This is a genomic window from Rhodococcus sp. M8 (genome assembly GCF_015654185.1).
GTDB classification, from domain to species: Bacteria; Actinomycetota; Actinomycetes; order Mycobacteriales; family Mycobacteriaceae; genus Rhodococcus; species Rhodococcus aetherivorans.
The window spans coordinates 3,650,205-3,675,242 of record NZ_CP064065.1; the positions used below are offsets into that span (position 1 = coordinate 3,650,205).

The window sequence follows — 25,038 nt, forward strand, 5'->3', positions numbered from 1 at the left end:
GCATTCAATCTGATCGATGCGACAAGAAGATGGCGGCGGCATCAAAGGACTGAAGGGACCGTGATCGCGTTCGGCGTCTGCACGACAATGGAGTATGCCTGCGACCGGGCGGTCCACCGGTCCCAGCGCGTGAACGAGTTCGCCAGGTACATGTACGACGCCGGCCGAGTGATCTCAGCCCCGCGCCATGTCCACGAACCGCGACAGGTGCAGCTGGTGCGCGACGGTGATGGTGGCGGTCGGACCGTTGCGGTGCTTGCCGAGGATCAGGTCCGCCTCGCCGCCGCGCGGGTCGTCACGTTCGAATGCGTCGGGCCGGTGCAGCAGGATCACCATGTCGGCGTCCTGCTCGAGACTGTTGTGCACCGAGATGCCGTCGGCAACGAAGTTGTGTGTGCCCGGGACGGTCCCGTCGAACACGTCCTGCTCACCGATGCTGGTGACGGACACGATCTCGTCCCAGTACACATTGTTGGTGGCGAGCATTTCGATGTCGGCGGTGTCGAGGACGCCCGCCACCTGGGCCAGACTCGATCGCGAACCCCCTGCGGACCGCGAAGCCGCGGCCGCGACCAGCTCACGGGGGGCGAGCTCCTCGACTGCGAGGAGCCGGCTCAGCGTCGCCTCGACGTCGGGTGTCAGGGTGTCGGCGTCGTGGCGTACGAGCTTCGGCCCGAGCTGAGCGAGCACCCACTGCGCCGCAGTGCCGTGTGCACCCACGTCGTGCAGGAAGACGGCCTGATTCTCCGGACCGGTGACGACAACATCCCAGCCCGAGCCTGTTCCGGCCGCGGCGATCCGAGCGAAGACACCGATTCGCAGGAGAAGGCGGGCCAGGTCGTCGGCGAGGCGCCGGTCTGCGGACGGATACCGGACAGCGGCTCGTCCTTCGACCGCGTCCCACGCGACGATCCCGTTGCCCTCCCAGACGTGGCACACGAGCGCGGCGATCTGTTCCTTCGGCAGCGAGAATGCCTGTGGCGGAACAGAGCTATCGGCGACGGTGCGCTCAGCCAGGGCGCCGACGTCGTCCTCCGAGACGGCGTGCGTCTCGAGGGGGGCAGGAACCGCGCGGGGTACTGCGACGCGCTCCCCGGCCGTCAGCTCGCCGAGGGGAATCCACCCGTCCACGGTGAGGAAGGGATGGTTCGCGGTGGCCTCGACCTGACGCCCGGAGTCGAGCGTCAGGCGGAACACTTCCTTGCGTCCGCTCGGGAACACCTTGGTCATCGGGCGGGCGACCATACGCATGCGCTCGTCCAGCGACCAGACGACGGGCTGTTCACCACTGGCCAGCAACTCGCCGAGGGTGACCTCGCAGCCGTTGTCCGCGCGCAGGACGCGGGTGCTCGCAGTGAGGCAACCCGACTCGCGAAGATCGGAGACCATCGGCTTCTTGTCGGTGCGCTGCTCGGGGCCACGGTTGAGCTGACAGATCGCGACCACCGGGACCTCGAGCTCCTTCGCGAGAAGCTTGAGGCTACGGGAGAATTCGGAGACCTCCTGCTGGCGGGACTCGACCTTCTTACCGGAGGTCATCAGCTGCAGGTAGTCGACGACGATCAGCCGGATGTCGTGTTTCTGCTTGAGGCGCCGCGCCTTTGCGCGGATCTCCATCATCGTCAGGTTGGGGGAGTCGTCGATGTACAGCGGCGCTTCGCTGATCTCGCTCATCCGCCGGGCGAGCCGGGTCCAGTCGTCGTCGGTCATGCGGCCCGAACGCATGTCGCCGAGCTTGATCTTCGCCTCGGCCGAGAGCAGCCGCATGACGATTTCGGTCTTGCCCATCTCGAGGGAGAACATGACGGAGGCCATGCCGTGCTTGACGGAGCAGGACCGCAGGAAGTCCATGCCGAGCGTGGAGTTGTGGGTGGGGATCATGGACCGTCCGGCGAGGTACAGGTGCTCGCCGTCGACCTCGACGCACCGCACCGGCACGGACTCGACGGGGCGGACGGCGACGATGCGGCGTTCCCGCGGCACCGCCGTGCGGGTCTCCTTGTGTGCCTTGGCCTTGCTGGGGAGGACGAAGACGTCGTCGTCGGTGGCGAAGCGCACCGTGGAACCGGTGGTGGTGCAGGTGTAGCCGAGGCCGGCCAGGAGCTCGGCGACGTCGTCGCGCAGACGGGCGCAGTCGGATTCGAAGCGGACGGTGCCGTCGTCACCGACGTGGCCGCCGGCGTCGAGCAGACCGGCGAGCAGCTCGCGCCGCTGCCGTTCCGCTGCCCGCTGGTAGGCGCCGGGGATGCGGGCGCCGAGCGTCATGAGTTCCTCGGCGAACCCGCCCTCGCCCTGCACCCGCATGTGCACGTGGGGATCGGCGGAGGGGCCGCCGAGCCAGGCGCCGAGGGTGAACGGGGCAACGGGCAGATCGGCGACGGGCAGCTGCAGCGCGGCGACATTGCCGACGACGTGACCGTCCGCGAGGGACGCGGCGATCTCCCCGGTGGTGCGCACGCGCGACGGGCCGCCGTCGGAGGTGACCCACTGGTGCTGTTCGTCGGCGACGAGGACGGTGCCGTCGGAGAATTCCACCTCGAAGCACGGCCGGCCGTGCAGCACCTCGGTGGCGGCCAGCACCCGGGTGGGGCGGCCGTGGGCGTCGAGGAGTTCGTCGCCGGCGGCGACCTCGCCCATGGTCGACCAACCGCCGGGGGTGGGCAGGGGAGTGTCGAGGGCCAGCGCCTTGCCGACGCCCGGACGGGCGGCGACGATGATCATCTGCCCGGGATGGAGACCGTTGGTGACCTCGTCGAGCTCGGCGAATCCGGTGGGCACACCGAGGGAGATGCCGCCGCGGCTGGCGATCGAGTCGATCTCGTCCATGGTGGGCTGCAACAGCTCTTCGAGCGGGACGAAGTCCTCGGATGTGCGGCGCTCGGAGACCTCGAAGATCTCGGCCTGGGCCCGGTCGACGACCTCGGCGACGTCCTGGCCCTCGGAGCCGGCGTAGCCGTACTGGACGATGCGCGTTCCGGCCTCGACGAGGCGGCGGAGGATGGCCTTCTCGGCGACGATCTCGGCGTAGTAGCTCGCGTTCGCAGCGGTGGGCACGGTCTGGGTCAGGGTCACCAGGTAGGCGGCGCCGCCGATGCGGCGGAGTTCTCCGCGCCGGTCGAGTTCCGCGGACACCGTGACGGGGTCGGCGGGCTCACCGCGGCTGTAGAGGTCGAGGACGGCGTCGTAGACGGCCTGATGGGCGGGACGGTAGAAATCGCCGGGCCGCAGCACTTCGAGCACGTCGGCGATGGCGTCCTTGCTGAGCAGCATGCCACCGAGCACGGACTGCTCCGCAACCATGTCCTGCGGGGGCTGGCGGCCGAAGTCGCCGGCCGGCTCCTCGGGCGGTCCCGGGTAGTCGGAATGGCCCCGATCGTCTACTACAGCCACGCGACGCCGTCCTTCCCCTTCTCGGCACCTCCGCCGCGGACAGACCCCGTCCACCGGCGCTCGACACCACTTCTACCCGGCCCCACCGACACGTCGTCCGGGACGCGCGCGCTCGACGTTAGGCACTCGGAGGGCGGCGTCCAAATCCGCCTGTGCACACAACTGTGGATGAATTGTGGAAAGGGGAGGACGGCCTTGTGCACCCCTTGGGGACAACCTGGGGACAACGCATCTCACACTTCGCATCGCTGCTGTTCAGACCGGGAAAATCGACTTTCACAGGTGTGGAGAACAATCGATTCGGCGTGTCGCCACGGATGTGTTTCCGGGCGTGTTCCGTCCTCCCGGCCCCGGAATGCCGTGCCGCGGATCACAAACCTACCGGTACCCCTGTGGGGTTATCCACAGCCCCTGTGGAAAGACGACGAAGAGCCCTGCACACACTGTGTGCAGGGCTCTTCGGGAGCCGGAATCAGGCGGCCACGACGTTCAGATCGAACTTCGCGGTCACGTCCGGGTGCAGCTTCACGACGACCGTGTGCTTGCCGGTCGACTTGATGTGCGCCTTGGGCAGCTCGATGATGCGCTTGTCGACGACCGGGCCACCGGCGGCCTTGATGGCGCCGGCGACGTCGGCCGCGGTGACCGAGCCGAACAGCTTGCCCGAGTCCCCGGCGGTCTTCACGGCCAGGGAGACGTTCTCGAGGCCCTCGATGGCGGCCTTGAGCTCCTTGGCATGATCGAGGCCGCGCACCGCACGAGCCTCCTGGGCGCGGCGGATGCCCTCGACCTGCTTCTGGGCACCACGGGTGGCGACGATCGCCAGGCCGCGGGGCAGCAGGTAGTTGCGGCCGTAGCCGTCCTTGACCTCGACGGTGTCGCCAGGCGCACCGAGGTTGTCCACGTCAGCGGTGAGAATGAGCTTCATCGTGTGTCCCTCCCTTTCCTTAGCGAGCCGTCGAGACGTAAGGAAGCAGGGCCACCTCACGCGAGTTCTTCACAGCGATGGCAACGTCGCGCTGGTGCTGCACGCAGTTGCCCGTGACACGGCGAGCGCGGATCTTGCCGCGATCGCTGACGTACTTACGCAGCAACGTCGTGTCCTTGTAGTCGATCTGCACGTTCTTTTCCTTGCAGAAGGTGCAGACCTTCTTCTTCAAAACCTTTTCGCGCGCGGGCGCCTTAGGCATGGTCTTTCTCCGTACTTTCCGAATGTTCCGATCGAAGGTCGGATCAGAACGGGGGTTCGTCGTCCCCGCCGAAGGAGCCCGCCGCCGCCGGCGCGCTGCCCCACGGGTCGTCCCCGCCGGTGCTCGCGCTGGCACGAGCCCCACCCGATCCTCCGGAGGAACCACCGAAGCCGCCCCCGCCACCGCCACGGCTGGCCTTGTTGACCTTGGCCGTCGCGTAGCGGAGCGAGGGGCCGATCTCGTCGACCTCGAGCTCCACGACAGTGCGCTTCTCGCCTTCACGCGTCTCGTAGCTGCGCTGCTTGAGGCGGCCCTGCACGATCACGCGCGAGCCACGGGTCAAGCTCTCGGCCACGTTCTCCGCCGCCTCGCGCCAGATGTTGCAGCGCAGGAACAGCGCCTCGCCGTCTTTCCACTCGTTGGACTGACGGTCGAAGATGCGGGGCGTCGACGCGACGGTGAAGTTCGCGACCGCAGCTCCCGCCGGGGTGAAACGCAGCTCGGGATCAGCCGTCAGATTGCCGATGACGGTGATGACGGTGTCGCCTGCCATGTGGTTCCTCCTGCTGTGTGTGGAGTCCTGATGCGCCCGAGCCTACGGCCGGACGCCGACAGACTCACTTGCCGTGGCGCAGAACCTTGGTGCGGAGCACCGACTCGTTCAGGCCGAGCTGGCGATCCAGCTCCGCAACCGTGGCGGGCGTAGCGCTGATGTCGATCACCGCGTAGATGCCTTCGCTGTGCTTGGCGATCTCGTACGCGAGACGACGCTTACCCCACACGTCGACCTTGTCGATCTTGCCGCCGTCCTGGCGAACGACGTTGAGGAACGTATCCAGCGACGGGGCGACAGTGCGCTCGTCCAGGCTGGGGTCGAGAATGACCATCAGTTCGTAATGACGCATAAGACCTCATCACCTCCTATGGACTATGGGCGGTCACGGACGGTCCGTGACAGGAGGGTCGTTGCGTCAGCAACCCATGCAGGCTACACGATGCGCCCTTGACCAGCGAAATTCGCCTAGGGTGAAGAACATGCGCACGAGTTCCCGGACGCCCGCGCTCGTCGCCGTCGTGACGTGCGCGCTCGCCATGTGGCTCGGCTACCTGAACAAGGCCCGCTGCGCCGCACCACCGTTCGACCCGCAAGGGCGCAGCGTGCGTTTCGACGCGGTCAAGGACGCCACGGTCTGCTACTCCGACATCCAGCAGCTGTGGATCGGTCGCGGCATCAACCTGCACCTGTTCCCGTTCCTCGACGGCGGCATCACCCGCGACGGCGTGCTCACCGGCGGCACCGTCGAGTACCCGGTGCTCAGCGGCATCCTCATGTGGGTGGGGGCCCTGCGCGCCGACACCGACGCCGAGTTCCTCCTGCACTCCGCGCTGCTGCTGGCACCGTTCGGCCTGCTCGTCGCCTGGTACCTCGGCCGGCTGGCCGGGTGGGCCGCGCTGCTCTGGTCGGCCACGCCGCCCCTCGTGATGTACGCGTTCCTGAACTGGGACCTGCCCGTCGTCGCGACCACCGTCGGGGCCGTCGCCGTGCTCGGGGTGCGCCGCTGGCCGCTGCGCACCCGCGCGGTGATCGCCGCCGTCCTGCTCGCCATCGGGTTCTGCCTCAAGGTGTATCCCGGCATCTTCGTGCTGCCGCTGATCGCATACGTCCTCACCGGCGGGGACGAGCCCGGGCCGCGGCGGGACGTGCGGGGCGCGGTGGCGGTGGGCGCCGCGGCGGCGGCGACGGTGATCGCCGTGAACCTGCCGTTCGCGCTGCTCGGGTATCCGGGGTGGCGCGCATCGTTCGAGTTCCAGAGCAACCGCGCGGCCGACGCCACGAGCAATTCGATCTGGTACTGGGGGCTGCGGCCCCTCGTCGGGGGCTATCAGGACACCGAGGTCACGGCCGAGTACAACGACCTCGTCTCCGTCGCCTCGCCGTTGCTGATCTGCGCCGCCTTCGCGCTGGCCCTGTGGCTGGGGTGGCGGCGGTACCGTCGCGACGGCTGCTATCCCTGGGTGGCGGTCGGCGCCGCGATGCTGTGCGGATTCCTGCTGCTGCACAAGGTGCATTCGCCGCAGTACACCCTGTGGTTGCTGCCGTTCCTGGTGCTGCTGCGGGTGCGGTGGCCGCTGATCGTCTCGTACCTCACCGTGGACCTCGCGATCGGCATCGGCGTGTTCCTGTGGTTCGACGCGACCATGACCCGGACCGACACCACGATCCCGCTGCTGCTCACCCTCGTCGGGGTGTGGGGCCGGGCCGTGCTGCTCGTCGTACTGTTCTTCGTGTTCGCCGGCGCGCCGCTGCGCCGGCCCGACCCGACCCCACCCGACGAGGAGCGGCCCCGGATGCCGGCGATGAGCGGAAGACCCGGATGAGCACGGCCTGGTACGAGCAGCCGGTGCTCGACGGCACGCGGATTCGCCTCGAACCGCTGGCCGCGGGACACGCGCCCGGCCTGCTCGCGGCCGTCGACGATGCCGACGCGATCTTCCGGTGGACGTCCGCCGACCTCCGGACACGCGACGACACCGACGCGTTCGTCCGTACCGCGCTCGACGATCCGGACCGCCTGCCGTACGCGGTCGTCGACAAGTCCGTCGGCGCCGTCGTCGGCACCACGTCGTACTACCTGATCGATCCCCGGCACCGGACGCTGGCGGTCGGGCACACGTGGCTCTCGCGCGCGGTGCACGGTGGCGCCGCCAATCCCGAGTCGAAACTGCTGTTGCTGCGCCGCGCCTTCGACGATCTCGGCGCGGTCCGCGTGGAGTGGCACACCGACGAACACAACGCGCAGTCGCGCGCGGCGATCACCCGGCTCGGCGCCGGGTTCGAGGGCTTGCTGCGCAAGCATCGGCGACGCCGCGACGGCAGCTGGCGCACCACGGCGCTGTTCGCGATGACCGACGACGACTGGCCGGCCGCCCGGGTGGGTCTCGAGGCGCGGGTGGCCGACCGTCTCGCCAGGTGACCGCGGCTGGTCTACCCTTCCGCGCGGGGGGACCCCGGAACAGGCTGGGATCCCGATGGGGTGATCGAGGACGACGATGAGCGACTATCCGCAGTACCCGCCGAACAATCCGGGCGGTTATCCCCCGCCGGGCGGATACGGGTACTACCCCGGCCCGCAGTTCGGGCCGCCGCCCGAGAACAACCTGGTGTGGGGCATTCTCACGACGATCCTGTGCTGCCTGCCGCTCGGTGTCGTCTCGATCATCAAGGCGAGCCAGGTCAACTCCCTGTGGGCGCAGGGCCAGTTCGATGCCGCACGCCGGGCGGCCGACGACGCGAAGAAGTGGGCGATCTGGTCGGTGGTGGCGAGCGTGGCGGTGTGGGTGGTGATCGTCGTCTTCTACATCGTCGTCCTCGCCGCGGCGGTCTCGTCGTCGAGCTACTGAGGCATCCGGTCGTGCAGACGCTCGCCGCCCGGCTCGCCGCACCCGTCGGGGTGGCGGCCGTGTCGGCGTGTGTGTGCGCGGCCGTCGCGTGGGCCGACCCGACGACGCCGGGCGGCCCGATCCCGCCGTGCCCGACCCGCGTCCTGTTCGGCATCTGGTGTCCCGGGTGCGGATCGTCGCGGATGCTGTATTCGCTGCTGCATCTCGATGTTCCGGCCGCCCTGCGGTACAACGCGCTCGGGGTGCTCGCCGTGCTTCTCCTGGGGTGGTCGTTCGCCGTGTGGACGGCCGGCCGGGTCCGTGACCACCGGATCGCCCAGTGGTACCAGTGGCGGTGGGCGCCGCAGCTCGTGCTGTGGGTCGTGCTGGGCTGGTTCGTCGTCCGCAACCTCCCCGTCGCGCCCTTCAACGCGCTCCGCGTGTAGACGGCGCTCGTCGCGGACGAGCACTTGCGCGCGAAAATGCTTCCCGCGCAAGTTTTTACGCGCGCAGGCAGCACCCGTCGCGCGCGGCTCGGGCCGGGGCTACGGGACGGTGCTCGTCGCGGGTGTCTGCCGATCGGCCGATTCGGGAGGTGATGTCCGCCGGATGCCGGGACGGAGACGGCCCGGGAGCCGGCGCGGGGGAGCGTCGGGGGCATGGTCGAGCACGCCACCCACGGGGTCGTCGACGAAGCCGTAGCGCACGAGATCTTCGGCCGGCCGGAGAATCTGCCGGACGACGAGCGCGCACAGCGCCACGACCGCGAGGTCGCGCAGCAGGACGGTGGTCGTGAACCACTGCTCGGGCAGGCCCTTGTTCTCGGCGCCGAGATAGAAGTACATGCGCGGCACCCAGACGAGGGCGTCGATCGTCATCCACGCCAGCAGGATCCGCCGGTGCGGCAGAGCCAGCACGGCGAGCGGCACCAGCCACAGCGAGTACTGGGGGCTCCACACCTTGTTGGTGAGCAGGAACGCGGCAACCACGAGGAAGCACAGCTGGGCGAGGCGGGGGCGGCGCGGAGCCGTCCACGCGAGCCACGCGATGCCGGCGCAGGCCACGGCGAACAGCAGCAGCGACACCGAGTTCAGCGTGGAGGTGTCCCAGCCGGACCAGCCGGTCAGCGACCGCACGACGTTGTAGATCGAATCGGGGTCCGCGCCGCGGTCGGTGTTGAGCCGGAAGAACTCGGCCCAGCCGCGCGGGTAGAGGACCATGATCGGCAGGTTCACCACGAGCCACGCGACGGCCGCGGCACCGGCCGCCTGCCCGAGCGCCCGCAGCTTCCCGGTGCGCAGGCACAGCAGCAACAGCGGGCCGAACAGCAGCAGCGGATACAGCTTGGTGGCGGCACCGAGTCCGAGCAGCACCCCGGCGAGCACCGGTCGCCGTCGCGCCCAGGCCAGCAACCCGCCGGCCGCGAACGCGGTGGCGAGCGCATCGAAGTTGGTGAAGGCGTGCACGACGACCAGCGGCGAGGCGGCGACGAGCGCCGCGTCCCAGATGCGGCGGCCGGCGGAGAGGGCGGTGGCCCACACGGTGGCCAGCCAGGCCATGGCGAGACCGACGGCGACGATGTCGAAGTAGATCGCCACCTGCAGGCCGCCCGGAAGCCACGACGTGGCGTCCCAGGCCTTCGCGGCCCGCATCGAGACGTACTGGTAGAGGCCGGCGAGGACCGGATACTCCATGTACCGGACCTGGGTCTGCCCGTCCGGGCCGGGCTCCTCCCACGACGTCTTGTACGGGAAGGCGCCGGTACTCAGGCGTTCGGCGCCGTAGAGCGGCACGACGTCGGAGTAGCACATGGCGACGTACTGCCGGTTGTCGCTCCAGTCCAGTCCGAGCGCGCCACCCTCGCCGACCGGTCCCTGCTGGATGCAGGCGGCCTTGGTGAACCAGCCGAGGGCGAGGAACACCACCGCGAGGAGCAGCATCGCGCGCAGCGGCGTGAAGAAGCGAGTGCGTCCGAGCAGGGCGTACCGCCCGACGGGTCCGCCGATGACGGTGGACAGGCGCGACACCGTCGGGTCGGTCCATCCGGGTGCGTCGCGCCAGTCCGCGGATCGGCGATCTGCGACGAGCGGACCCGGCGACGCGAGCTCTCTCTTCTCGGTCACCCCGCGAGGCTACCCGCCGGGTGTGGCGCCGACGGGGTCCTCCTGGAACCGGCTGTTGCCGGACTGCTGGTCTTCACCGGTGCCGGTCGAGTCGTCCTGTGTCCCGAAGCCCGGCGTGTCCGCCTCCGTGGTGGGAGTCGGCGTGGGCACCCGCTGCGTGGTCGTCTGCGGCGCCACCCCCGGCATGGGGATGGTCACGCCCGGGAGGATCTCGACGTTGCGGGTCGTGATCTCCGGCGGCGTGGGCAGCTCCGGCGTCGTCCGCTCGGTCGTCGTGGGGGTCGGCGTCGTGGTCTTCGGCGGCGCCGGCGCGGAGTACGCCGGCACGCCGGCCTGTCCGGCGATCGGTTCGGGCGTCGGGAACTTCTCGACGTCGGTGCCGTCGAGGGCGCCGTCCATCGTGTCCTTCCAGATGTCCGACGGCAGGCCGGAGCCGTAGATCATGCCGCCCCAGCTGTTCTCCAGGGGCAGGCCCTGTTCGGTGCCGACCCACACGGCCGTGGACAGCGACGGCGTGTAGCCGACCATCCAGGCGTCCTTGTTCGAGCCGGTGTCCCCGAGCTGGGCGGTGCCGGTCTTGGAGGCGGACGGCCGGCCGCCGGCGAGGGCGTGCCCGTTGGAGTACGCGGCGATCGGCATCATCGCGGCGGTGGTGTTGTCGGCGACGGCCTCGTCGACCCGCTGTTCCCCGGCCGGGGTGCCGCGGTCGAGCAGCACCGTGCCGTCGGCGGTGACGACCTTCTGCACGAAGTAGGGCTCGTGGTAGGTGCCGGACGCGGCGAGCGTCGCATACGCCGACGCCATGTCGATCACGCGGGACTGGTACTGCCCGAGCACGATGCCGTAGTTGGGGCCGACGCCGCCCGGCTCGGTGAGGGTCTCGCCGACCCCGGGGATCTCCTCGGGGATGCCGAGCTGGTGCGCCATGTCGGCGATGGCCTGCGGGCCGTTGTCCATCTCGAGCATCATCCGGTAGAAGCTGGTGTTGAGCGACCGCTTCAGCGCCTCGGCGATGGTGCAGGTGCCGCAGTTCTCGCCTTCGACGTTGCCGATCGAGATGCCGTTGACGGTGAGCGGGCCGCTGTCGTACATGGCGGACAACGGGTTGCCCTGGTCGAGGTTGGCGGCCAGGCCGAACACCTTGAACGACGATCCGGTCTGCAGGCCGGACTGGGCGAAATCGAACCCGGCGCCGTCGTCGCCGCCGTAGTAGGCGCGGACGGCGCCGCTGCGCGGATCGACGGACACGACGGCGGTGCGCAGCTCCTCCGGCTCGCCCTCCATGTTGGTGCGGACGGCGTCGAGCGCGGCTTCCTGCGCCTGTGGGTCGATCGTGGTGGTGATCTGGAGTCCCTCGGTGTTGAGCAGGGTCTCGTCGATGCCTTCCTCGGAGAGCTCCCGGAGCACCTGGTTGCGCAGCAGGCCCTCCGGCCCGTTGCTCTGGCCGCCGTTGTCGACCTCGGCCAGCGGCACGTACCGCGGGTACTGCATCGACGCCCGGTCGGCCGCGTTCAGGGTGCCGGCGGACACCATCCCGTCGAGGACGTAGTTCCAGCGCGCCTGGGCGCCCTCCGGGTTGGTCTCCGGGTCCAGCAGCGACGGCAGCTGGATGGAGGAGGCGAGCACCGCGCCCTCCTCGACGCTGAGCTCGCCGACCGGCTTGCCGAAGTACGCCGTGGAGGCGGCGGCGATGCCGTACGCACCGCGCCCGAAGTAGATGGTGTTCAGGTAGGCGGCGAGGATGTCGTCCTTGGACCACTGGTTGGCCATCTTGGACGCGAGGACGAGTTCCTTCATCTTGCGGGTGAGGGTGCGCTCGGAGCCGACCAGCGCCGTCTTCACGTACTGCTGGGTGATGGTCGAACCACCGCCGGCGCTCTCCCGGCCGAGGATGTTGTCGCGGGCCGCGCGGGCGAAGCCGCTGACCGAGAATCCCGGGTTGCTGTAGAAGTCGCGGTCCTCGGCGGCGAGCACGGCGTTGCGGACGTGCTCGGGAATCTCGTCGAGCCGCACCTCGGTGCGGTTGCCTTCGGGCGGCACCACCTTGGTGATGACGGTCGAGCCGTCGGCCGCGTAGACGGTGGCCACCTGGTTGGTCTTCAGGTCACCGGGTCGCGGGACCTCCTGGACGACGTAGGCCAGCATGAACGCGAGGATGGGCAGTACCAGAGCCAGCGCCACGGCCGCGTAGCCGACGCGCCGCACGGTGCGCCAGCGCGTCGACTTGGGCTCGCCACCACCGCGGGGCGGCTCGTCGCCACCGCCGCGCGCGGTGGGCGGAGGCGTGGGGGGACGCCCGCCGGGCCCGGGCGGGCCGCCAGCCGGCCGGTTGGGCGGCTGCTGACGGTTCTGGTTCGGCACCGGGGGCCGGTTCTGGGGCGGCAGTTGCCGGGTGCGGTCCTGCGGCGGCTGCTGCGGTCGCGGCGCTTGTGGGTTCCCCGCGGCGAACTGCTGCGGCGGGTACGGCTGCGGCCCGCCCTGCTGGGGGCGCGGCTGCGGCGGATAGGGGCGTCCCGGCGGCGGCATCCGCCGATCCATGGGCGGCCCACCCCCGGGTGCGCGTCCGGGCGGGGGTTCCCCCACGGGTCCCGGTCGCCGCGGCGGCGGGGGACCTGCCGGTCCGTTCCCGTGCGGCGGCCTCGGCCGTTCGCCCTGCGGATCGTTGTGGGGGGAACTCACGTACTCATCTCCAACCGGTAGCGCGGACGCGGTGGCACGCGTCCTCGTTTCACGTCTGCAGACTTCGGTCTCGTCGGGCAGCGCGCGTTCGGGCAGTGCAGTGTTCTTCGGGCAGTGCAGTGTCACAGGGGGACGGAGTCACCGGGGACGGGGTCCGCGGTGACGGGGCGGTTCAGCAGGGGTCGCGCACGGCTCACTCGCTCGCGGTGCGGCGGCTCTGGCCGGTCGACCTGCGGCGGGGCCGCTTGGGCGCGGGTTCCGCCCCCAGGACATAGGACTGGACAAGGTGGTTCCAGCTGCACGTGCGGCACACCTCGACCACGTGGACGGAGAACTCCTCCTGGCTGGCGGCCAGGCGGACCAGTTCCTCCGCGGTGCGGGCCGACCCGGACACCGGGCCGAGCTTGTCGCCGAACACCCACGACACGAGTGTCAGCTGCTCCTTGCGGCAGATCGGGCAGACCACGTCACTGCCCCGACCGTGGAACTTGGCGGCGCGGAGCAGGTAGGGGCTGGCGTCGCACACCTCTGCGACGCCGGTCCGCCCCGAGTAGACCTGGGCGAGCAGCGACCTGCGCTGCAGCGCGTAGTCCACCACCTGCCGCTGTATCCGCACGGGTCCAGAGTACGTGCGGACGGCACGTGGGTGGGCGGGGTGTGGGGCGCGCGACTGCGCGACGCGCCCATATCGGGCGTTCTAGGCTGCCCGGGTGGTGAGCCGACACACGCCGCGAACGCGGGCACGCGACATCGACCGGGCACTGGTCTGTGGCCGTCTCGACACCGCCTACACCGACGGCCAGCTCGATTTCGGGGAGCACCGGGATCGGACGGCCCGGGCGATGTCCGCAAAGACGCTGGGCGAGCTCGCGGAACTGGTCCGCGACCTGCAGCCACCGGAGGATTCCGGGGACCTCGCAGCGCCGCCGCCGGGCCGCCGGCCCGGTCTGCGCCGGGCCGCCGCCGTGACGGTCGCGGTGGCGGCTGCGGCGGCCGGCGCGGCGGTGATGCTGTCGGATGGGGACGGCCCGGCGCCGGGACCCGCGGCGGTGCGGGAGCAGCCCGCCGCGCCGGTGGCGGTCCCCGACGACGGTGTCGATCCGATCGTGGTGACCCCGGTCCGGCCGCTCGAGCCCGGCGGGTTCGAGGCGGTTCTTGCGGCGGTGCGGGACCGCTTCGGCGACACGGTCGTGTACCGGCTGGTCCTCCGTCCGGAGCGGGCCCACATCGAACGGGCGCTGCCGGACGAGCCGGGCCGGATCGCGACCTACACCTACGCGGGTGGGGCACTGCGGGCCCAACCGGTGACGGTGCAGCGCTTCCCCGGCTACCAGGACTTCGACCTCGGCGCGGTCGATGCGGGGGCCGTGACCGCCCGGATCGCGGAGGCGCCCGCGCTGGTCGGCCTGCCCGGCGGCACGGTCTCGCACGTGTCGTTCGCCCACGACGGCACCCCGGCGGTGACCATCTACATCGAGTCCGGCGACGGCACGCGGTACGTGAAGATTCTGTTCGACGGCGGCGTGCTGGGCGTGTTCTGAGCTGCGTCGTTACGATCTCCCGCATGATCGGCCGCCATTCGCCTTCCACCAGGGCACGCGACGCCGATCGGGCTGCGGTCCGGGCGCGGCTCGACGCGGCGTATGCGGACGGTCAGCTCTCGGGCGCCGAGCACGAGGTCCGGGATGCGCGCGCCGGTGCGGCGGACACGCTCGGCGAGCTCGACGAACTGGTCGCCGACCTGCAGGCGAGCCCGGACGCCGCCGCCGCGGCACGGGTCCGCGCCTGGGGTCCCTGGGTGTTCGCCGGGGCCGTGGTGACGGCGGCGGTGGTGGCGGGGGTGGCGACGTTCCGCTGGGTGCGCGCCGACCCGCCACCCGCCGGGGCGCAGCAGGCGCTGTACCTCGACCCGGCGGCGCTGCGACCGGTCGTGGTGCCGACGCCGAGCCTGGTGACCCGGGCGGGCCTCGAGCAGTACCGGGCCGATCACCTGGCGGCGTTCGGGGACGCGCTCGTCGACAAGGTGGACTTCTTCGAGCAGCACGCGAGCATCACCCGCTCCGTCCCCGACGTCCCGGACCGCATGGTGTCGTACACCTACCGCGGCGGTTTCGACCCGGACCATGCGCCCCGGACCCGCGCCGTGGACACCCCGGTGGTCGACCTGGCGACGCTGGACGTCGACGAGATCGCCCGCTACGTCGCGGGGGCGCCGCAGAGCGTCGGCGTGCCGGACGGCACGGTCGGCCACATCTCCGTCGGCTTCTCGTACGACCAGCCGTCGGTGCGCATCTTCGTGCGCAACACGGCGGGCGAGACCGGATTCCTCGAGGTGACGCCGCAGGGCGAACTGATCGAGCTGCATCGGTTCGAGAACCGGGGGACCCGGTGAGGGCCCGGCGTGTGGTGATCGCGGCGACGACCGTCGCGGTGGGGGCCGTGACGGGCGCGCTGGCGGGAGTCGTCGGGAACGCGGCGGACGGGCCGGAGCCGCTGCCGGACCTGACGTCGCCGCAGGGGCTGGCTCGGTTCGTCGAGGACTATCGGGCCGAGTTCGGCGACACGCTGGTCGACGACCTGACCCTGTTCCCGGCGCATGCGTCGTTCGACCGGGCGGTGGCCGGCGATCCGCACCGGTATCTCTCGTACACCTTCGACGGCGAGTTCGACTCGTGGAGCAGTCCGAGTACCCGGCCGTCGGATGCGGTGGCCTTCGATCTGGCGGGCCTGGACCTGGTCGCGGTGTCGGAGATGATCCTCGGCGCTCCCGCGACGCTGCGGGTGCCCGACGGCCGGGTGGAGCAGGTCGGCGTCGACGTCGACGACGAGGGCCGGGCCACGGTCGTGGTCCACGCGCAGCGTCCCGGCACCGATCAGGGCGGGCATCTCGTCTTCGCGTTCGACGGCACGCCGATCGCGGTGTTCCCGTACGAACCCTGACCGATTTACCGATACCCGTTGTTACATGCACTCCGCTCCAGTATCGTCCTATATATCGGTGCGATATAATCGACAATCGCATCACTCGGATAAGTTCATCGACACGGTGGAGGAGGCCCTTTGCTCGAGCTGGCAATCCTCGGGCTGCTCCTCGAGTCGCCCATGCACGGCTACGAGCTCCGCAAACGACTGACCGGACTGCTCGGCGCGTTCCGCGCCTTTTCCTACGGTTCCCTCTACCCGACGCTGCGACGTATGCAGGCCGACGGACTCATCGAGGAGGACTCGGGAGCACCCGGCACCGTCATGCGACGAGCCCGTCGCGTGTACCAGCTCACCCCGGAGGGCCGTAAGCGCTTCTCCGAGCTGGTGGCCGACACCGGGCCGCAGAACTACACCGACGACGGTTTCGGCGTGCACCTCGCCTTCTTCAGCCGCACCCCCGCCGAGGCGCGGATGCGGATCCTCGAGGGCAGGCGCCGCCAGGTCGAGGAGCGCAGAGAGGGGCTCCGCGACGCAATCGGGCGGGCGAGCGGCACCTTGGACCGCTACACCCGTCAGCTTCATCAGCTCGGGCTCGAGTCGAGCGAGCGCGAGGTCCGCTGGCTCAACGAATTGATCGCCGCCGAGCAGTCGACAGCACAACGCAACACAGAAGGAGAACCCGACCATGGGTGAGAACAGCACCTCGGTGCGCGTGGCCATTGTAGGCGTGGGGAACTGTGCCTCGTCCCTGGTCCAGGGCGTCGAGTACTACAAGGACGCGGAGGCGGGCACCACCGTTCCGGGCCTGATGCATGTCGAGTTCGGCCGGTACCACGTGCGCGACGTCCAGTTCGTCGCCGCGTTCGACGTGGACGCGAAGAAGGTCGGCTTCGACCTCTCCGAGGCGATCTTCGCCAGCGAGAACAACACCATCAAGATCGCCGACGTGCCGCCGAGCGGCGTCACCGTCCAGCGCGGCCACACCCTCGACGGCATCGGCAAGTACTACGCCGAGACCATCGAGCTCTCCGAGGCCGAGCCCGTGGACGTCGTGCAGGCGCTGAAGGACGCGAAGGTCGACGTGCTCGTGTCCTACCTGCCCGTCGGTTCCGAAGAGGCCGACAAGTTCTACGCCCAGTGCTGCATCGACGCCGGCGTCGCCTTCGTCAACGCGCTGCCCGTGTTCATCGCCTCCGACCCGGAGTGGGCCGCCAAGTTCACCGAGGCCGGCGTCCCGATCGTCGGCGACGACATCAAGTCGCAGGTCGGCGCCACCATCACCCACCGCGTGATGGCGAAGCTGTTCGAGGACCGCGGTGTGCAGCTCGACCGCACCATGCAGCTCAACGTCGGCGGCAACATGGACTTCAAGAACATGCTCGAGCGTGAGCGCCTCGAGTCGAAGAAGATCTCCAAGACCCAGGCCGTCACCTCCAACCTCAAGAAGGAGATGGGCGCCAACGACGTCCACATCGGCCCGTCCGACCACGTCGGCTGGCTCGACGACCGCAAGTGGGCGTACGTCCGCCTCGAGGGCCGCGCCTTCGGTGACGTGCCCCTGAACCTCGAGTACAAGCTCGAGGTGTGGGACTCGCCCAACTCGGCCGGCATCATCATCGACGCCATCCGCGCCGCGAAGATCGCCAAGGACCGCGGCATCGGCGGCCCCGTGCTGCCGGCCTCCGCCTACCTGATGAAGTCCCCGCCGGTCCAGATGGCCGACGACAAGGCTCGCGCCGAGCTCGAGGCCTTCATCATCGGCGCCGACGCCTGATCCGCGGCTTCCACCGCCTCTGTGGCCGAATGTCACATTCCTTCGATCCAACTGAAGGAATGTGACATTCGGCCACTTCGCGTCGGGGGCGGGAACTCACACCATCCGGCTGACGACGGACAGCGGCAGCACCTTCATCGCATAGGCGAGCGGCGTCCACGGCCAGCTCGGGACGTACGCCTTGTGCGGTTCCTTCTCGATCGCGGCCGCCAGCGCGCGGCACCCGGTCTCGGTGTCGACGATGAACGGCACGTTCTCGACCTTCTCGTTGATCTCCGAGCGGATGAACCCCGGGAAGATCGTGCTCACCCGGATGCCCGTGCGGGCCAGGTCCGCACGCATGCCCTCGCCGAGCGCCGCGACGGCGGCCTTCGACGCCGCGTACGTCGTGAGATTGCGCGGCATCCCGCGCACCGCACTCACCGACGAGATCAGCACCACGTGACCGGCGTTGCGGGGGCGCATGAGCTCGAGGGCGGCCTCGCTCTGCGCCAGCGCGCCCAGGAAATTGGTGTTCGCCGTCTGCGCATTGGCGCGGAAGTAGCCCGTGCCCAGCGGCTGTCCCTTGCCCAGGCCCGCGTTGACGATCACCCGGTCGAGGCCGCCGAGTTCGTCGTCGAGCTCCCGGAACACCGTGAACACGTCCTCGTGCCGGTCCACGTCGAGCCGCCGCACCGCGACGGTGATGCCCGGGTGCTTCGCGAGCAGTTCGTCGCGCAACTCCTCGAGTCGCTCGATCCGTCGCGCCGCGAGGGCGAGGTTGCGTCCCCGCGCGGCGAATTCGCGGGCCATGCCGGCGCCGAGGCCGGAGCTCGCGCCGGTGATCAGGATGTTCCTCCGCGTGCTCATGCGCGTCCCCCCTCGATCTCGTCGATCAGCGTGTTGCACCGCGAGTCCAGGTAGCCGACGATCACCCAGAAGTCCTTGAATGCCGGGTTGGTGGTCTGCCCGTGGTGGTAGCGGTAGTAGATCTGCTGGGCGATCACCGCGAGCCGGAAGAGCCCGAAAACCTCGTAGAAGCCCCAGTTGTCCACGGCGAGGCCGGTCTTCTGCGAGTAGTAGTCGACGATCTCGCGGCGGGTGAGCATGCCCGGCAGGTCCGACGGCTGCCGCTTGGTGGCGACCAGCATCGGATCGTCGTCCGCCTGCACCCAGTAGGCGAGGGACGAGCCGAGGTCCATGAGCGGATCGCCGACGGTGGCCAGCTCCCAGTCCAGCACCGCGACGGGCTGCAGCGGGTCGTGCTCGTCGAGCACCACGTTGTCGAGCCGGAAGTCCCCGTGGATGACCGCCGATGCCACGTCGGCGGGCTGGGTCTCGTCCAGCCACTTGGTGACCCGCGCGAAGTCCGGGACGTTCTCGGTGCGCGCCTTCTCGTAGCGCGCGGTCCATCCCGCGACCTGGCGCGCGACATACCCCGAGCCGCGACTGAATTCGCTCAGACCCGTGGACGCGGGGTCGACGCCGTGCAGTTCGACGAGCAGGTCGACGATCCGCAGGCACAGCGTGCGGGTGCGCTCGGGTGTCAGGTCGAGCTCGGCCGGCGGGTTCGCCCGCAGGATCGTCCCCGGTACCCGCTCCATCACGTAGAAGTCGCTGCCGAGCACGCTGTGGTCGGTGCACAGGCCGACCATGCGCGGCACGTACCGGTAGGCGGGCGCGAGCAGCGACTGGATGCGGTACTCGCGGACCATGTCGTGACCGGAGGACGGCTTGGCTCCCACCGGCGGCCGGCGCAGCACGAGGTCCCGGTCGGGGTAGCGCAACAGATAGGTGAGATTCGAAGCGCCACCGGAGAACTGGTGGACCTCGGGGGTCCCGGCGATGCCGGCGTGCTCGCCGAGCCAGGCCGCGACGGCCGCGACGTCGAAGGCGTCCTCGTCGCGGACGGCGCGGGCGTTGTCGGGAATCGTCACTTGCGCCCCTCCGGGTTGTTGTACTTGCCGAGCTCGAAGCGGGCCACCAGGCCCTGATGCACCTCGTCGGGGCCGTCGGCCAGGCGCAGCGCCCGCGCGGCCGTCCAGGCACCGGCGAGCGGGAAGTCGTCCGAAAGACCTGCGCCGCCATGGATCTGGATCGCGAAGTCGATCACCTGCTGCACCACGCGCGGGGTGGCGACCTTGATCTCGGAGACGGCGGAACGCGCGCCGGACAGGCCCTGGGTGTCGAGCAGCCAGGCGGTGTGCAGCACGAGCAGCCGCAGCTGATTGATCGCGATGCGGGCGTCGGCGATGCGCTCGCGGTTGCCGCCGAGGTTGACCAGGGGCTTGCCGAACGCGACGCGGTCGAGGCCCCGGCGGCAGGCGAGTTCGAGGGCGTGCTCGGCGAGCCCGATCAGGCGCATGCAGTGGTGGACGCGGCCGGGACCGAGGCGGCCCTGGGCGATCTCGAATCCGCGGCCAGGGCCGGCGATGATCGCGTCGAGCGGCAGGCGCACGTCGGTGAACGACACCTCGCCGTGGCCGCCGGGCTCGTCGTAGAAGCCCATGGCGGACAGCATCCGCTCGACCTTCACCCCGGGGGTGTCGATCGGCACCAGCACCATCGAGTGCTGCTGGTGCTTGGGTGCGTGCGGGTCGGTGAGGCCCATGAAGATGAGGATCTTGCAGTCGGGGCTGCCGATGCCCGTGCTCCACCACTTGCTTCCGTTGAGCACCACCTCGTCGCCCTCGACGACGGCGGTGGCCGCCATGTTCGTCGCGTCCGAGGACGCGACACCGGGCTCGGTCATGCAGAACGCCGAGCGGATCTCGCCGTCGAGGAGGGGACGCAGCCAGCGTTCCTTCTGTTCGGGGCTGCCGTAGTGGTAGAGCACCTCCATGTTGCCGGTGTCCGGGGCGTCGCAGTTGAAGATCGACGACCGGAACGGGGAGCGGCCCATCTCCTCCGCCAGGGGGGCGTATTCGACGTTCGACAGGCCCGCACCGAGTTCGGAATCGGGGAGGAAGAGGTTCCACAGGCCCTGGGCGCGGGCCTTGCGCTGCAGTTCGCGGAACTCGTCGGGCACCGACCACGTCGCGGCACCCGAGCTGTCGCCGCGCGCCGCGAAGGGGGCGACCCGCTCCCGGCGCAGCCTCTCCTCCACGGGCACCACCTCGGTGGCGACGAAGCTGCGCAGCCGCTCGAGGTACTCGCGCGAGCGTTCCGATTGACCGAAATCCATGAGGCCTCCGTGGCTCTAACTGAGCAATGCTTAGTTAGACTAGCCGGGCGCGCAGCACACCATCAAGAGGGAGGGACCATCCGTGAGCACCGAGAAGCGGCGGCGCCTGCCTCCGGAGGAACGCAAACGCCAGCTCGTCGCCATCGGCCTGCAGGAACTGGCCGCCCGGCCCATCCATGCGTTGTCCGTCGACCGGGTCGCCGAGATCGCCGGGATCTCCCGGGGTCTGCTGTTCCGCTACTTCCCCACCAAACAGGACTTCTACGTCGCCGTCGTGGCCGCGGCCGCGCGGCGCCTGCTGCGGGCCGCGGTCCCCGATCCCGACGACACCGATCCGTTGCGCGCCGTCGTGTATGCCTTCGTCTCGTTCATCGACCGGCACGGGCAGAACTATCAGGCGCTGTTCCACGGCGGATTCGGCGCCGACCCACAGATCCGGGAGATCCGCGAGGCCATGCGGGGCACCATGGTCGAACGGACCCTGACCGCGCTCGGCACCGAGGGCGACGCATGGACGATCATGCGGTTGCGGGGCTGGTGGGCGATGGTCGAGTCGCTCTCGATCGACCGGACCGCCGAGCCGTCCGTGTCGGTCGACGACGTCGTCGACCATGCCGTCCGGCTCATCCGCGAGGACCGGGTCTGACCGCCACCAGGCAGCCGGTCGACGGCCGGATCTCGTGGAAGGCCGGCTCGTCGAATCCGGCCCTCCGCAGTGCGCCGGCGTAGTTGCGGACGTCGACGGCGGCGATCGGGTCGACCGCCCGGGCGACGTCCGATGCGCCGGCCTCGTCGTGACGGTGGCGCATCGCACGGGTCAGGACCCGCACCGTGATCGGGCGGATCCGGTCGGTGGGGTACATGTCGGCGAGCAGCAACCGGCCGCCCGGACGGAGCACCCGGAAGAACTGGGCCAGCGCGTCGTCGCGCCGGCCTTCGGGGATGTGGTGCATCGAGAACGTCGCGGTCACCGCGTCGAACGACTCGTCGGGGTCGTCGAGCTCCTGCGCCGTACCGACGCGGAACTCGCAGTGGGGCAGCCTTCGCGCCCGTGCGGTCGCGTGGTCGATCATCTGCCGCGACGGGTCCACCCCCACCACGTGCCCCGTGGGACCGACCCGCTCGGCCAGAACGCGGGCGAATGCCCCCGGTCCGCAACCGATGTCGAGAACGGCCTGCCCGCGCTGGAGGCCGAGCAGGTCCGCCGCCGCGGCGTCGACCCGCGATCGCCGACCGGCGAAGAAGATCGTGTTGAAGGCGGCATAACCACGGACCCGGGTGATCAGCACCCCCGGTCCGTCGTCGTGGACGGTGGACTGTCGCTGGAAGTCGTTGTGTCTCATGGCTCCATGGTTACGACGGTCGCCGCGCGACGCCAGGAGCGAAACCCCGGAAAGTGTCCGGTTCCGGACACTCGGGCGCACAATGTGCGGTAACGCCGACGACCGCAGGAGAACCCGTGCCGCCCACCGAGGACCGCCGGGTCCGACGGACCCGCAACGAACTGCACCGAGCCCTGATCGAGTTGCTCACCGAGAAGGGCTACGACCGCGTCTCCGTCCGCGACATCCTCGATCGCGCCGACGTCGGCCGCTCCACGTTCTACCACCACTTCCGCGACAAGGACGACCTGCTGGTGGTCAGCTGCACCGAATATGTGCAGCGGGCCGTCGAGGAACGCGCTCGGGGACGGCGGACGCCGTGGGGACCGGTGCGCACCGTGTTCGACCTGTGCGAGCAGCACCCGCGGTTGTACGAGGCGCTGGCCGGCCGGCGCAGCGACGCCGTGCTCGTGCGCGCCACCACCCACATGGTCCACGAGGTCCTCGCCGGCCACCTGCGCGAACAGCGCGAGGCGGGGGAGGCGGAGTGCGATCCGGCGGTGCGGTTCCTCGCGTGGGGGATCGTCGGCCTGTTCGGTCCTGTCGCCGCGGGCGAGCTGACGGCCGCGCAGGCGTTCGCCACGTTCGAGGCCGCGGCGCGGCCGTGGCGTCTCTCGGACCCCGGGCCGGTCCGACCCGGGGGTCCGGCGGCGGTACCGCTCACCCCCACGGCGGCGGTGCCGCTCACCCCCACGGCGGCGGTGCCGCTCACCCCCACGGCGGAGGTGCCGCTCACCCCCACGGCGGCGCCATCACCTATCCGGGAATCTGGATCGTCACGCCCGGCAGGACCTCGATCTGCTGCGGCACCTGGATCTCCGGCGGCAGCTCCACCGGCGGCGCCGGGATCGTGATCGGCGGCAGCTCCGGCAGCTGCAGCTGGGGCAGCTGCACGGGCGCCGGGACGTTGTTCGAGGGGGCCGTCACCCCGGTGTCGACGGGCACGCCCGCCTGCCCGCCGATCGGCTCGGGCCACGGGAAGCTCTCGACCTCGGTGCCCTCGAGGGCGCCGTCCATCGTGCCCTTCCAGATGTCCGACGGCAGCATCGAACCGTAGATCGACCCGCCCCAGCTGTTCGTGATCGCGGTGCCGTCCGGCGTGCCGACCCACACCGCGGTCGACAGCGACGGGGTGTACCCGACCATCCAGGCGTCCTTGTTCAGGCCGGTGTCACCGAGCTGGGTGGTCCCGGTCTTCGCCGCCGACGGCCGCCCGCCCGCGAGCGCGTGTCCGCGCGAGTACGCGGCGATCGGCTGCATCGCCTGCGTGACGTTGTCCGCGACGGCCGGGTCGAGGCGCTGCTCGCCCGGGGACGCGGGCCGGTCCAGCAGCACCTCGCCCTCCGCGTTGACGACCCGCTGCACGAAGTACGGCTGGTGGTAGGTCCCCGACGCGGCGAGCGTGGCGTACGCCGACGCCATGTCGATCACCCGCGACTGGTACTGGCCGAGCACGATGCCGCCCTCCGGCGCGCCGCCGTTGTGGCTGAGCGTGGGGCCCTCGATGCCGGGAATCTCGAGCGGGATGCCGGCCTCGTGGGCGGCGTCGGCGATCTTCTGCGGCCCGTCCTCCATGGCCAGCATCAGCCGGTAGAAGCTGGTGTTCAGCGACCGCTTCAGCGCCTCGGCGATGGTGCACACGCCGCACGACTCGCCCTCGACGTTGCCGATCTCGAGATTGCCGACGGTCAGCGGAGCGCTGCTGAACCGGGCGTTCAGGCCGATGCCGTCCTTCAGCGCCGCGACGAGGCCGAACACCTTGAACGCCGAGCCGGTCTGCACGGGTGCCTGCGCGAAGTCGAACCCGGCGCCCTCCTCGCCGCCGTAGTACGCCCGGACCGCGCCGGTGCGCGGATCGATCGACACGACGGCCGTGCGCAGGTTCGCCGGTTCGCCCTCGAGGGTCTCGCGAGCCGAGTCGATCGCCGCCTGCTGCGCCCGCGGATCGATCGTCGTCGTGATCTGCAGGCCCTCGGTGCTGAGCACCTGGCCGCTGATGCCCGCCGCCTCGAGCTCGCGGATCACCTGGGTGCGCAGCAGCCCCTCCGGCCCGCCGGCCTCGTTGGCCTGTGTCGCCTGCGCGGCCGGCACCGTCGGAGGAAACTCCTGGGCGTCGCGTTCGGCGGTGTCGAGCTCGCCCATCTCGACCATGCCGTCGAGGACGTACTTCCAGCGCGCCTCGATCGCCGGCCGGTTGAACTCGGGGTCGAGCGCCGACGGGGTCTGGATCACTCCGGCGAGCACAGCGCCCTCGGCCACCGACAGCTCCCCGACCGGCTTGCCGAAGTACGCCTGCGCGGCGGCGGCGATGCCGTAGGCGCCGCGGCCGAAGTAGATGGTGTTCAGGTACGACTGCAGGATCTCGTCCTTGGACCACTGCCTGGCCATCTTCGTCGAGATCACCAACTCCCGCATCTTGCGGGTGACGGTCCGGTCGGCGCCGACGAGCACGTTCTTGACGTATTGCTGGGTGATGGTGGACCCGCCGCCGGCGGTTTCCTTGCCGAGCACGTTGTCGCGGGCCGCGCGGGCGAAGCCGCTGACCGAGAAGCCCGGGTTGCTGTAGAAGTTGCGGTCCTCGGCCGAGAGCACGGCGTTGCGCACGTGCTCCGGGATCTCCGCGAGGTCGACCTCGACACGGTTGCCCTCGGGTGGCACGATCCGGCTCAGCTCGGTGGTACCGTCCGCGGCGTAGACCGTCGCGACCTGATTGGTCCTCATGTCCGACGGGCGGGGCACGTCCGTCGACATGTACGCCACCGCGAACGCGAGCGCCGGCACGAGCACCAGAACGGCCACCACGGCGAGCGCGATGTTGCCGACGATGCGCCACCGCCGCGCTTTCGCAGCGGCGGTGGGTTTCCTGTGCTGGGGGTTCGACGGGGTCGTAGAACTCACACGTACCACTTTCTCGGAAAGATCCGGGTCCGACGAATGATCGCACCCTCTCGATCGCATGGTACGGAGTTCCGTCCCGATGTGACGGGTACCGCAGGCCGCGCGGACACCGCCCTGCCCGCGCGCCCCGGCG

At 70.2% G+C, this 25,038-nt stretch carries 24 protein-coding genes; 11 read left to right on the top strand and 13 right to left on the bottom strand.

Annotated features, from left to right (window positions below):
• Positions 1–174 precede the first annotated feature (174 nt).
• From dnaB to rpsF, 5 genes are all read right to left on the bottom strand, one after another.
• Complete coding sequence (dnaB, locus tag ISO16_RS16530) at positions 175–3,390, bottom strand: replicative DNA helicase (RefSeq protein WP_072636687.1); 3,216 nt, start codon at positions 3,388–3,390, stop codon at positions 175–177.
• 472 nt (positions 3,391–3,862) lie between these two features.
• Positions 3,863–4,318, bottom strand: coding sequence for a 50S ribosomal protein L9 (rplI, locus tag ISO16_RS16535; RefSeq protein ID WP_006932315.1), 456 nt, complete (start codon positions 4,316–4,318; stop codon positions 3,863–3,865).
• Between the two features lie 19 nt (positions 4,319–4,337).
• Positions 4,338–4,580 (bottom strand): 30S ribosomal protein S18, encoded by a 243-nt coding sequence (gene rpsR, locus ISO16_RS16540; protein ID WP_003938621.1) that lies wholly within the window; start codon positions 4,578–4,580, stop codon positions 4,338–4,340.
• Positions 4,581–4,623: 43 nt separating this feature from the next.
• Complete coding sequence (locus tag ISO16_RS16545) at positions 4,624–5,133, bottom strand: single-stranded DNA-binding protein (RefSeq protein ID WP_006932313.1); 510 nt, start codon at positions 5,131–5,133, stop codon at positions 4,624–4,626.
• Between the two features lie 64 nt (positions 5,134–5,197).
• Positions 5,198–5,485, bottom strand: coding sequence for a 30S ribosomal protein S6 (gene rpsF, locus ISO16_RS16550; protein ID WP_003938619.1), 288 nt, complete (start codon positions 5,483–5,485; stop codon positions 5,198–5,200).
• Positions 5,486–5,615: 130 nt separating this feature from the next.
• Here rpsF and ISO16_RS16555 point away from each other — a divergent pair, with 130 nt between their 5' ends.
• The 4 genes from ISO16_RS16555 to ISO16_RS16570 all read left to right on the top strand — a co-directional run bounded on the left by ISO16_RS16555 (position 5,616) and on the right by ISO16_RS16570 (position 8,407).
• Positions 5,616–6,959 (top strand): glycosyltransferase 87 family protein, encoded by a 1,344-nt coding sequence (locus tag ISO16_RS16555; RefSeq protein WP_230304373.1) that lies wholly within the window; start codon positions 5,616–5,618, stop codon positions 6,957–6,959.
• Positions 6,956–7,555 (top strand): GNAT family N-acetyltransferase, encoded by a 600-nt coding sequence (locus ISO16_RS16560; protein WP_050036157.1) that lies wholly within the window; start codon positions 6,956–6,958, stop codon positions 7,553–7,555. The genes ISO16_RS16555 and ISO16_RS16560 overlap by 4 nt, the downstream gene beginning before the upstream one ends.
• A gap of 76 nt (positions 7,556–7,631) precedes the next feature.
• Positions 7,632–7,982 (top strand): CD225/dispanin family protein, encoded by a 351-nt coding sequence (locus ISO16_RS16565; protein ID WP_006932305.1) that lies wholly within the window; start codon positions 7,632–7,634, stop codon positions 7,980–7,982.
• A gap of 11 nt (positions 7,983–7,993) precedes the next feature.
• On the top strand, positions 7,994–8,407 hold the full coding sequence (locus tag ISO16_RS16570) for a DUF2752 domain-containing protein (protein WP_072636689.1): 414 nt from the start codon (positions 7,994–7,996) through the stop codon (positions 8,405–8,407).
• A 99-nt stretch (positions 8,408–8,506) separates the two neighbouring features.
• Here ISO16_RS16570 and ISO16_RS16575 read toward each other — a convergent pair whose 3' ends face one another.
• The 3 genes from ISO16_RS16575 to ISO16_RS16585 all read right to left on the bottom strand — a co-directional run bounded on the left by ISO16_RS16575 (position 8,507) and on the right by ISO16_RS16585 (position 13,379).
• Positions 8,507–10,084, bottom strand: a complete 1,578-nt coding sequence (locus ISO16_RS16575) for a glycosyltransferase family 87 protein (RefSeq protein ID WP_050036158.1) — start codon at positions 10,082–10,084, stop codon at positions 8,507–8,509.
• Between the two features lie 9 nt (positions 10,085–10,093).
• Entirely contained in the window at positions 10,094–12,622 is a 2,529-nt protein-coding gene (locus ISO16_RS16580) for a transglycosylase domain-containing protein (protein ID WP_230304374.1), read from the bottom strand.
• 334 nt (positions 12,623–12,956) lie between these two features.
• Entirely contained in the window at positions 12,957–13,379 is a 423-nt protein-coding gene (locus ISO16_RS16585; RefSeq protein WP_065923290.1) for a DUF5318 domain-containing protein, read from the bottom strand.
• Positions 13,380–13,473: 94 nt separating this feature from the next.
• Here ISO16_RS16585 and ISO16_RS16590 point away from each other — a divergent pair, with 94 nt between their 5' ends.
• The 5 genes from ISO16_RS16590 (at position 13,474) to ISO16_RS16610 (ending at position 17,462) form a co-directional block, all read left to right on the top strand.
• Positions 13,474–14,304 carry a DUF1707 SHOCT-like domain-containing protein gene (locus ISO16_RS16590; protein WP_072636690.1) on the top strand — a complete coding sequence of 277 codons (831 nt, stop codon included), beginning with the start codon at positions 13,474–13,476 and terminating at the stop codon, positions 14,302–14,304.
• A 23-nt stretch (positions 14,305–14,327) separates the two neighbouring features.
• The gene (locus ISO16_RS16595; RefSeq protein WP_072636691.1) at positions 14,328–15,155 is read left to right on the top strand and encodes a DUF1707 SHOCT-like domain-containing protein; all 828 of its coding nucleotides are present in this window, start codon (positions 14,328–14,330) and stop codon (positions 15,153–15,155) included.
• A complete protein-coding gene (locus tag ISO16_RS16600; RefSeq protein WP_230304375.1) occupies positions 15,152–15,703 on the top strand; it encodes a hypothetical protein in 552 nt (183 codons plus the stop codon). Before ISO16_RS16595 ends, ISO16_RS16600 begins: the two co-directional genes overlap by 4 nt.
• A gap of 120 nt (positions 15,704–15,823) precedes the next feature.
• The gene (locus ISO16_RS16605) at positions 15,824–16,381 is read left to right on the top strand and encodes a PadR family transcriptional regulator (protein ID WP_006932293.1); all 558 of its coding nucleotides are present in this window, start codon (positions 15,824–15,826) and stop codon (positions 16,379–16,381) included.
• On the top strand, positions 16,374–17,462 hold the full coding sequence (locus ISO16_RS16610; protein WP_006932291.1) for an inositol-3-phosphate synthase: 1,089 nt from the start codon (positions 16,374–16,376) through the stop codon (positions 17,460–17,462). The genes ISO16_RS16605 and ISO16_RS16610 overlap by 8 nt, the downstream gene beginning before the upstream one ends.
• A gap of 96 nt (positions 17,463–17,558) precedes the next feature.
• Here the strand turns inward: ISO16_RS16610 and ISO16_RS16615 are convergent, their stop codons facing one another.
• From ISO16_RS16615 to ISO16_RS16625, 3 genes are read right to left on the bottom strand one after another with little or no spacing between them, the layout of a single operon-like run.
• Positions 17,559–18,311 carry an SDR family oxidoreductase gene (locus ISO16_RS16615; RefSeq protein ID WP_072636693.1) on the bottom strand — a complete coding sequence of 251 codons (753 nt, stop codon included), beginning with the start codon at positions 18,309–18,311 and terminating at the stop codon, positions 17,559–17,561.
• The gene (locus ISO16_RS16620; protein ID WP_043800920.1) at positions 18,308–19,378 is read right to left on the bottom strand and encodes a phosphotransferase family protein; all 1,071 of its coding nucleotides are present in this window, start codon (positions 19,376–19,378) and stop codon (positions 18,308–18,310) included. The genes ISO16_RS16615 and ISO16_RS16620 overlap by 4 nt, the downstream gene beginning before the upstream one ends.
• Positions 19,375–20,625, bottom strand: coding sequence for an acyl-CoA dehydrogenase family protein (locus tag ISO16_RS16625; protein WP_029546715.1), 1,251 nt, complete (start codon positions 20,623–20,625; stop codon positions 19,375–19,377). Before ISO16_RS16625 ends, ISO16_RS16620 begins: the two co-directional genes overlap by 4 nt.
• Before the next feature lie 82 nt (positions 20,626–20,707).
• Between ISO16_RS16625 and ISO16_RS16630 the strand changes: the two genes are divergently transcribed.
• Complete coding sequence (locus ISO16_RS16630; RefSeq protein ID WP_006932287.1) at positions 20,708–21,271, top strand: TetR/AcrR family transcriptional regulator; 564 nt, start codon at positions 20,708–20,710, stop codon at positions 21,269–21,271.
• On the opposite strand, the gene ISO16_RS16635 is transcribed toward ISO16_RS16630, so the two are convergent.
• Positions 21,249–21,968 carry a class I SAM-dependent methyltransferase gene (locus ISO16_RS16635; RefSeq protein ID WP_072636694.1) on the bottom strand — a complete coding sequence of 240 codons (720 nt, stop codon included), beginning with the start codon at positions 21,966–21,968 and terminating at the stop codon, positions 21,249–21,251. The two genes, ISO16_RS16630 and ISO16_RS16635, sit on opposite strands and share 23 nt — an antisense overlap.
• Positions 21,969–22,084: 116 nt before the next feature.
• On the opposite strand from ISO16_RS16635, the gene ISO16_RS16640 reads away from it, so the two are divergent.
• Positions 22,085–22,861, top strand: coding sequence for a TetR/AcrR family transcriptional regulator (locus tag ISO16_RS16640; RefSeq protein WP_072636695.1), 777 nt, complete (start codon positions 22,085–22,087; stop codon positions 22,859–22,861).
• Here ISO16_RS16640 and ISO16_RS16645 read toward each other — a convergent pair.
• Positions 22,764–24,905, bottom strand: coding sequence for a transglycosylase domain-containing protein (locus ISO16_RS16645; protein WP_072636696.1), 2,142 nt, complete (start codon positions 24,903–24,905; stop codon positions 22,764–22,766). The genes ISO16_RS16640 and ISO16_RS16645 overlap by 98 nt on opposite strands.
• Between the last annotated feature and the right edge of the window lie 133 nt (positions 24,906–25,038).